Origin of the sequence: Micromonospora sp. CPCC 206171 (assembly GCF_036906755.1) — a bacterium.
Taxonomy (GTDB): Bacteria; Actinomycetota; Actinomycetes; order Mycobacteriales; family Micromonosporaceae; genus Micromonospora; species Micromonospora purpureochromogenes.
In genome coordinates this window covers 1-8,030 of sequence record NZ_JBAKHT010000032.1, presented here as the reverse complement: position 1 = coordinate 8,030, position 8,030 = coordinate 1, and the positions used below count along the sequence as shown (strand labels likewise).

2 protein-coding genes are annotated in these 8,030 nt (G+C 77.6%); both read right to left on the bottom strand.

Annotation, left to right across the window (positions count from 1 at the left end):
- Positions 1 to 23: 23 nt before the first annotated feature.
- Positions 24 to 4,862, bottom strand: a complete 4,839-nt coding sequence (locus V6U89_RS26335; protein ID WP_334574664.1) for a type I polyketide synthase — start codon at positions 4,860 to 4,862, stop codon at positions 24 to 26.
- Between the two features lie 6 nt (positions 4,863 to 4,868).
- A partial coding sequence (locus V6U89_RS26330; RefSeq protein ID WP_334574662.1) for a type I polyketide synthase occupies positions 4,869 to 8,030 on the bottom strand: 3,162 nt, incomplete at its 5' end.

Sequence of the window (8,030 nt, the reverse complement as noted above, 5' to 3'; positions counted from 1 at the left end):
GTGAGTCCTCACCCCTGTGCGGGTCAGCGCAACCCGAGTTCGTTGTCGATGAAGTCGAAGATCTCGTCGGCGGTCGCCGCCTCGCCGAGCCGGTCGTCGCCGGCGGAGGGGTCGACCAGCCCGATCAGGGCGCGCAGCCGGGCGGCGAGCGCGGGCCGGTCGGCGTCGTCCGCGGGCAGCGCGGCCAGCGACGCCTCCAGCCGGTCGAGGTCGGCCGCCGGCCCGGTCGTCGCGTCGGCGCCGCTGATGCCCAGCTCCGCACCGAGGAACTCCGCCACGGCGGCCGGCGTCGGGTGGTCGAAGACCAGCGTGGCGGGCAGCGCCCGGCCGGTGGCGGCGGTGAGCCGCTGCCGCAGGTCCATCGCGGCGACCGAGTCGAAGCCCAGGTCGGCGAAGGGGCGGGCGGGGTCGAGGGCGGCCGGGCTGTCGTAGCCGAGCAGCGCGGCCACCTCGGCACGGACGGTGTCCAGCAGGGCCCGCGACCGCTGGGCCGGCGGCAGCCCGGCGAGCCGGTCGGCGAGCCCGGTCGGGGCGGTCGTGGTGTCGCCGGCGACCGCCTCGGCCACCTCGGGCAGCGCGTCGAGCAGCGGCCGCCGCCGGGCCATGGTGTAGACGGGGGCGAAGCGCGACCAGTCGATGTCGGCGACGACGAGGTCCCCGGCGTCGGCCCGGTACGCCTCGGGCAGCGCGGTGATCGCCAGCTCCGGTCGCATCGGTGGCGCGCCGAGGCGGCGCATCCCGGCGGCCAGCTCGGCGTCGACCATGCCGCTGTCCCAGGAACCCCAGGCGATCGCGGCGGCGGCGAGGCCCCGGGCCCGGCGGCGGGCGGCCAGCGCGTCCAGGTAGGCGTTGGCGGCGGCGTAGCCGGCCTGCCCGGCGCTGCCCCAGACGGCGGCGCCGGAGGAGAAGAACACGAACGCGTCCAGCTCGGTGTCGGCGAGCAGGTCGTCGAGGTGGGCGGCGCCGGCCACCTTCGCGGTGGCCACCTCGGCGATCTCGGCCAGGGTCAGCTCCCCGACCGGGGCGATGCGCTGCATGGCCCCGGCGGCGTGCACCACGGCGGTCAGCGGCCGCCGGGCGGGCAGCCCGTCGAGCAGGTGCCGGAGCTGGTCGCGGTCGGCGACGTCGCACGCGGCGACGGTAACCTCGGCGCCGAGGTCGGTCAGCTCGGCGGCCAGCGCGTCCGCGCCGGGGGTGTCCGCGCCGCGCCGGCCGACCAGCACCAGGTGCTCGGCGCCGGCCTCGGCCAGGGCACGGGCCACGTGCGCGCCGAGGCCGCCGGTGCCGCCGGTGACCAGCACGGTGCCGCGCGGCCGCCACGACGGCGGCGCCACCGGCCGGGCGGCCCGGACCATCCGGCGGGCCCGCACCCCGCCGTCGCGGACGGCCACGTGGTCCTCGCCGCCGGTGGTGGTGAGCAGGGCGCGCAGCCGGCGCAGGGCGGCCGGGTCGGGGAACTCGGGCAGGTCGACCAGCCCGCCCCAGTGCCGGGGCAGGTCGAGGGCGAGGCCGGTGCCGAGGCCGTGCACGGCGGCCTGGGCCGGGTCGGCCGACTCGCTCGGGTCGACGGCGACCGCGCCGGTGGTGAGGCACCAGATCGGGGCGTCGAGCTGGGCGTCGCCGAGCGCCTGCACCAGCGCCACCGTCCCGGCCAGGCCGCAGGTCAACGCCGGGTGGTCGGCGTGCGGCCGGTCGTCGAGGGCGAGCAGGGAGAGCAGCACCGTGCCGGGGCCGGGCAGCTCACGCAGCCGGGCGGCGAGGGCGTCCCGGTCGGCGTCGGCGACCGGCAGGCGGACCACCTCGCCGCCGTGCTCGGCCAGGGTGGCCGCGATCATGCCGACCCGCAGGTCGTTGTCGTACCCGTCGGGCACGGCGACCAGCCAGCGGGCCGGTGCCGGGCCCGGTTCGGGGTCGGCGACGGACTCCCACACCACCCGGTAGCGCCAGCCGTCCACCGCGGACCGGTCGGCGTGCCGGCGGCGCAACGCGGACAGGGCGGGCAGCACCTGGCCGAGGGCGGCCGGGTCGACGCCGAGGTCGGCGGCGAGGGCGGCGGGGTCGGCGGCGGCGAGGTCGTCGAGGAAGGTCGGGTCGGCGGTGACCGGCTCGGGCGCCTCCCACCAGTACCAGCGGCGCTGGAACTCGTAGGTGGGCAGCTCGACCCGGCGGGCGCCGGGGTGCACCGCCGCCCAGTCGACCGCCGTGCCCCGGGTGTGGGCGCGGGCCAGCGCGGTGACCAGCTCCCGCTCCTCGTCCCGGTCCCGGCGCAGCAGCGGCACGAAGACGGCGTCCCGGCCGTCGCCGACGCAGTCCGGTCCGGTGGCCGAGAGCGCCGCGTCCGGGCCGAGCTCCAGGAACGTGGTGACCCCCTGCTCGGCGAGCCACCGTACGGAGTCGTTGAAGCGGACGGTGCCGCGCACCTGGCGTACCCAGTGCGCCGGGTCGGTCAGCTCGCCGGTGACCGGTTGCCCGGTCAGGGTGGAGACCACCGGCAGGGCCGGCGCGGTGTAGCGCAGTGACCGGGCGACCTCGGCGAAGTCGGCGAGCATGGGTTCCATCAGCGGGCTGTGGAAGGCGTGCGAGACGGCCAGCCGCCGGCTCCGCCGGCCGAGGCCGCGCAGCTGCTCGGCGACGGCCAGCGCGGCGGCTTCCACGCCGGAGACCACCACGGCGGTCGGGCCGTTCACCGCGGCCAGGTCGACCCGCTCGTCGAGCAGCGGCCGGACCTCCGCCTCGGTCGCCTCGACGGCGACCATCGCCCCACCGGCGGGCAGCGCCCTCATCAGCCGGCCGCGGGCGGCGACCAGCGCCGCCGCGTCGGGCAGGGTGAGCACGCCGGCGACGTGCGCGGCGGCCAGCTCGCCGATGGAGTGCCCGACCAGGTACGCCGGGCGCACCCCCCAGCTCTCCAGCAGCCGGTACAGCGCCACCTCCAGCGCGAAGAGCGCCGGCTGGGCGTACCCGGTGTCGTTCAGCGGGTCGGCGTCGGCGCCCCACACCACCTCGCGCAGCGGCCGGGCCAGGTGCTCATCGAGGGCGGCGACGGCGGCGTCGAACGCGTCGGCGAAGGCCGGGAAGGCGGCGTGCAGCTGCCGGCCCATGCCGGGGCGCTGGGCACCCTGCCCGGTGAAGCAGAAGGCGGTGCGGCCGTCGACGTGGACCGTGTCGCGGATCAGGTGGGCGGCGGCGGTGCCGTCGGCGAGCGCGGCCAGGCCGGCGCGGAGCGCGGCGTGGTCGGCGCCGACGACGGCGGCCCGTTGCTCCAGCGCGGCGCGGGTGGTGGCCAGCGAGTACGCCACGTCGGCCGGGGCCTGGTCGGCGTGCTCCTCGAGGTGGCCGGCGAGCCGGCGGGCCTGTGCCCGCAGCGCCGGCTCGTCCCGTCCGGAGACCAGCAGCGCCACCGGCCGCGCCGGCCGCGCCCCGGCGCCGTCCCCGGTCGGGGCGGCCGTCACCTGGGCCTGGGCGGGCTCGGCCCGGTTCGGAGCGGCGTCGTCCTGGACTCCGGCGACCTCGGTGGGCGGCTCCTCGACGATGACGTGGGCGTTGGTGCCGCTGAGGCCGAACGCGGAGACCCCGGCCCGGCGGGGGCGGTCGCCGCGCGGCCAGGGCCGGGCCTCGGTGAGCAGCCGCACGTTGCCGGTGGACCAGTCCACGTTGGGCGTCGGTTCCTTGACGTGCAGGGTCTGGGGCAGCGTGTCGTGCCGCATCGCCGCCAGCATCTTGATGATCCCGCCGACCCCGGCGGCCGCCTGCGCGTGCCCGACGTTGGACTTGAACGAGCCCAACCAGAGCGGCCGGTCCGCCGGCCGGCCCTGCCCGTACGTGGCCAGCAGCGCCTGCGCCTCGATCGGGTCGCCGAGGGTGGTGCCGGTGCCGTGCGCCTCGACGGCGTCGACCTGGTCGGCCGTGAGCTGCGCGGCGGCCAGCGCGGCCCGGATCACCCGTTGCTGGGCCGGCCCGTTGGGGGCGGAGAGGCCGTTGCTGGCGCCGTCGGAGTTGACCGCGCTGCCGCGGACCAGCCCGAGCACCGGGTGGCCGTGGCGGCGGGCGTCGGCGAGGCGTTCCAGCAGCAGCAGGCCGATGCCCTCGCCCCAGGCGGTGCCGTCGGCGTCGGAGGAGAAGGACTTGCACCGGCCGTTGGGGGCCAGCCCCCGGTCCTGGCTGAACCCGACGAACGAGTCCGGGGTGGACATCACCGTCACCCCGCCGGCCAGGGCCAGGCCGCACTCGCCGGCCCGCAGCGCGTGCGCGGCCAGGTGCACCGAGACCAGCGACGAGGAGCAGGCGGTGTCCACGGTGACCGCCGGCCCCTCCAGGCCCAGCGCGTACGCGACCCGGCCGGAGGCGACGCTGGCCAGGCTGCCGACGCCCTTCGCGGCGTAGTCGTGGTAGACGACGCCGGCGAAGACGCCGGTGGCGCTGCCCTTGAGCGAGGCGGGGTCGATGCCGGCCCGCTCGACGACCTCCCAGGCGGTCTCCAGCAGCAGCCGCTGCTGCGGGTCGGTCTCCCGCGCCTCCCGTGGGCTGATCTTGAAGAAGTCGGCGTCGAACTCCCCCGCGTCGTGCAGGAACCCGCCGTTGACACAGTACGTTCGCCCGGGCGTCGCCGGCTCCGGGTCGTACAGGCCGGCGACGTCCCAGCCGCGGTTCTGCGGGAAGCCGCTGATCGCGTCGCCGCCGGAGGCGACCAGCTCCCACAGGTCGTCGGGGGTGCGCACCCCGCCGGGGAACCGGCAGGCCGCGGCGACGATCGCGATGGGTTCGTGCCAGCGCTGCTCGGCGTCGTGCAGCCGTCGCCGGGTCTGCTGGAGGTCAGCCGTGGCGCGCTTGAGGTAGTCGCGCAGCTTGTCGTCGGTCGCCATCGCCGCTCAGCCCATCCCCAGGTTGTCCAGCACCGCGAACAGTTCGTCGTCGGTCGCCGTGGTCAGGTCGTCGTCCGTGCCGTCCGGTCCGGCCGGGTCGTGCCGGGTCCGCCACTCGCGCAGCACCGCCTCCAGCCGGGCGGTGACCCGGGCCGGGTCGCCGTCGGTGGGGCCGGCGAGCACCGCCGCGAGCCGGTCCAGTTCGGTCAGCACCGGGTCGTCCCCGGGCACGTCCCGCGCGCCGAGTTCGGCGGCGAGGTGGGCGGCGAGTTCCCGCGAGGTCGGGTAGTCGAAGACCAACGTCGGCGAGAGCCACCGCCCGCACGCCTCGCTGAGCGTCCTGCGCAGCTCGACGGCGGCCAGCGAGTCGAAGCCGAGGTCCTGGAACGCCCGGTCCGGCTCGACCGAACGCCAGTCGGGGTGGCCGAGGACGGCGGCGACGTGAGTGCGGACCAGCTCCAGCAGGAAGCGGTCCCGCTGGTCGTCGGGGAGCCCGGCGAGCCGCTGCGCCAGGTCGGGACCGGTCGGCGCGACGCGGCGGGCCGGTACCCGGATCACCTGCCGTAGCAGCGCGGGCAGTGCGTCGCCGGTGGCGCGCAGGGCGGCGACGTCGAGGCGTACCGGGACCAGGGCGGGGGTGGCCTGCCCGAGCGCCCGGTCGACCAGGGCCAGCCCCTCGGCGACGCCGAGCGGGTGCAGGCCCATCCGGTCCAGCCAGGGCGGTCCGGCCTCCCACGCGCCGAAGGCGAGGGCGGTGGCGGGCAGTTCGCGGGCGGCCCGGTGGGCGGCGAGCGCGTCGAGGAAGGTGGCCGCCGCCGCGGTGGCGGGCCGGCCGGCGCCGAACATCAGCCCGGCGGCCGAGGAGACCAGCACGAATGCCGCGAGCGGCCGGTCGGCGGTCAGCTCGTGCAGGTGCCAGGCCGGGTCGACGGTGGCCCGCAGGGCGGCGGCGAACGCCTCCGGCGCGGTGGTGGCGAGCAGGCTCTCCTGGCGTACGGCGGGGGCATGCACGACGGCGGTGAGCGGGTGCTCCTCGGGGATCGAGTCGAGCAGCGCGGCCACGGCGCCCCGGTCGGTGAGGTCGCACGCGGCGACGGTGACGTCGGCGCCGAGGTCGGCCAGCTCGGCGAGGAGGTCCTTGTCGGCGTCCTCGGCCGGGTCGACGGCGAGCAGCAGGTGGTCGATCCGGTGCTCGGCGACCAGGTGCCGGGCGATGGCCGCGCCGGGTCCGCCGGTCCCGCCGGTGACCAGCACCGTGCCGTCGCTGTCCCAGCGCGGTGGCGCGCCGGCCCCGGCGGAGGTCCGGGTCAGCCGGGGCAGCAGCGCGCGGCCGTCGCGGATCGCCAGCTCCGGTTCGTCGTACGCGAGCAGCGCCGGCAGGGCCACGCAGGAGGGTCCGCTGCCGTCGGTGTCGACGAGTACCAGCCGCCCCGGCTGCTCGGACTGGGCGGCGCGGACCAGCCCCCACACCGGCGCGAGCACCGGGTCGGCGGGCAGCTCCCCCGCCCCGACCGCGCCCTGGGTGAGCAGCACCAGCCGGGTCCGGGGCAGCCGGCCCTGGGCCAGCCAGTCCCGCAGTGTGCCGAGCAGCTCGGTGAGCAGGGCGCGGACCGCCTCCGGCCCCTGCCCGGCGGGGGCGGCCGGGGCATGCAGCACGTACGCCGGTTCCGGCGCCCCGGCGTCCACGGCGGCGAGCAGCGCGGCCAGGTCGGCGTACGCGGGCGCGTCGGGCGCCACCCCGAACCGGTCCTCGCCGAGCACCGCCCAGGTTGCCGGAGCGGTGTCGGGCGCGGGCTCGGGCGCGGGCACCCAGTCGAGCCGGAGCAGGCTCTCGTCGCCGGCGCCGGTGACGGCGGCCAGTTCGTCGGAGCCGACCAGGCGGCTCTCCAGGTGCCCGACGGTGAGCACCGGGCGGCCGTCGGCGTCGGTGGCGGTCAGCGTGACCCCGCCCCCGACCGGCACCAGGTGCACGCGCAGCGTCGCCGGGGCGGCGGCGTGGCGGGTGACGTCCCGCCAGACCGACGGCTGGACCGGTCCGGCGGCGTCGTCGAGGCGGTGCGGGTGCAGCGTCGCGTCGAGCAGCGCGGGATGCGTCTCGTGGCCGTCGGCGGTGACCCCCTCGGGCAGGCTCACCTCGGCGAACAACTCACTGCCCCGACGCCACACCGCCCGCAGGCCCTGGAAGCTCGGGCCGTACCCGTAGCCCTGGCGCAGCAGGCCGCAGTGGACGTCCTCGACGTCCGCGCGGACCGCGCCCGGGGGTGGCCAGGCGGCCGGCGGCGGGGGCGGGGTGGGTCCGCCGGGGGCGAGCAGGCCGCTGGCGTGCCGGGTCCACGGCAGTTCCTCGTCGGCGCCGCGGGTGTGCACCCCGACCGGCCGCGCGCCGTGGTCGTCGGGCGGCCCGACCACCACGCGTACGGTGACCGCCTCGTCGGTGAGGACCAGCGGGGTCTCGGCGGTCAGCTCGACCAGCCGGTCGCAGCCGACCTGCGCCCCGGCGTGCAGGGCGAGGTCGAGCAGGCCGGTGCCGGGGAAGACGAGCCGGCCGTGCAGGTCGTGGTCGGCCAGCCAGGGCTGACCGGGTACGGAGATCCTGCCCGTGAGCACCAGCAGGTCGTCGTCGGGGACGCTCACCTTGGCGCCGAGCAGCGGATGGCCGGTGGCGACCTGCCCGAACCCGGAGAGGTCGGCGGTGGAGGGGGCGGCGAGCCAGTACCGCTGCCGCTGGAACGGGTAGGTGGGCAGGTCGACCGTGCGACCGGTCTGCGGGAGCAGTGCGGTCCAGTCGACGGTGGTGCCGGTGACGTGCAGCCTGGCCAGGGCGGTCAGGGCCTGCCGCTGTTCGTCGTGCCCGCGCCGCAGGGACGGCACGACGGTGACGTCGTCGGGGAGGATGCCCTCGATCAGCGGGGTGAGCGCGGCGTCGGGACCGAGTTCCAGGAACGTGGTCGCGCCGGCGGCGTGCAGGGCGGTGATGCCGTCGGCGAAACGCACTGCCTCACGGACGTGCCGCACCCAGTAGTCGGGGTCGGTCAGCTCGCTGGTGGCCAGGGTGCCGGTCAGGTTCGACACGACCGGGAGCTGCGGCTCGGCGTAGGTGAGGCTCGCCGCGACGGCCCGGAAGTCGTCGAGCATCGGGTCCATCAACCCGCTGTGGAACGCGTGACT

Excerpts from the sequence above, each read along its gene's own strand:
- V6U89_RS26335 (WP_334574664.1), bottom strand. The coding sequence starts at position 4,862 with ATGGCGACCGACGACAAGCTGCGCGACTACCTCAAGCGCGCCACGGCT.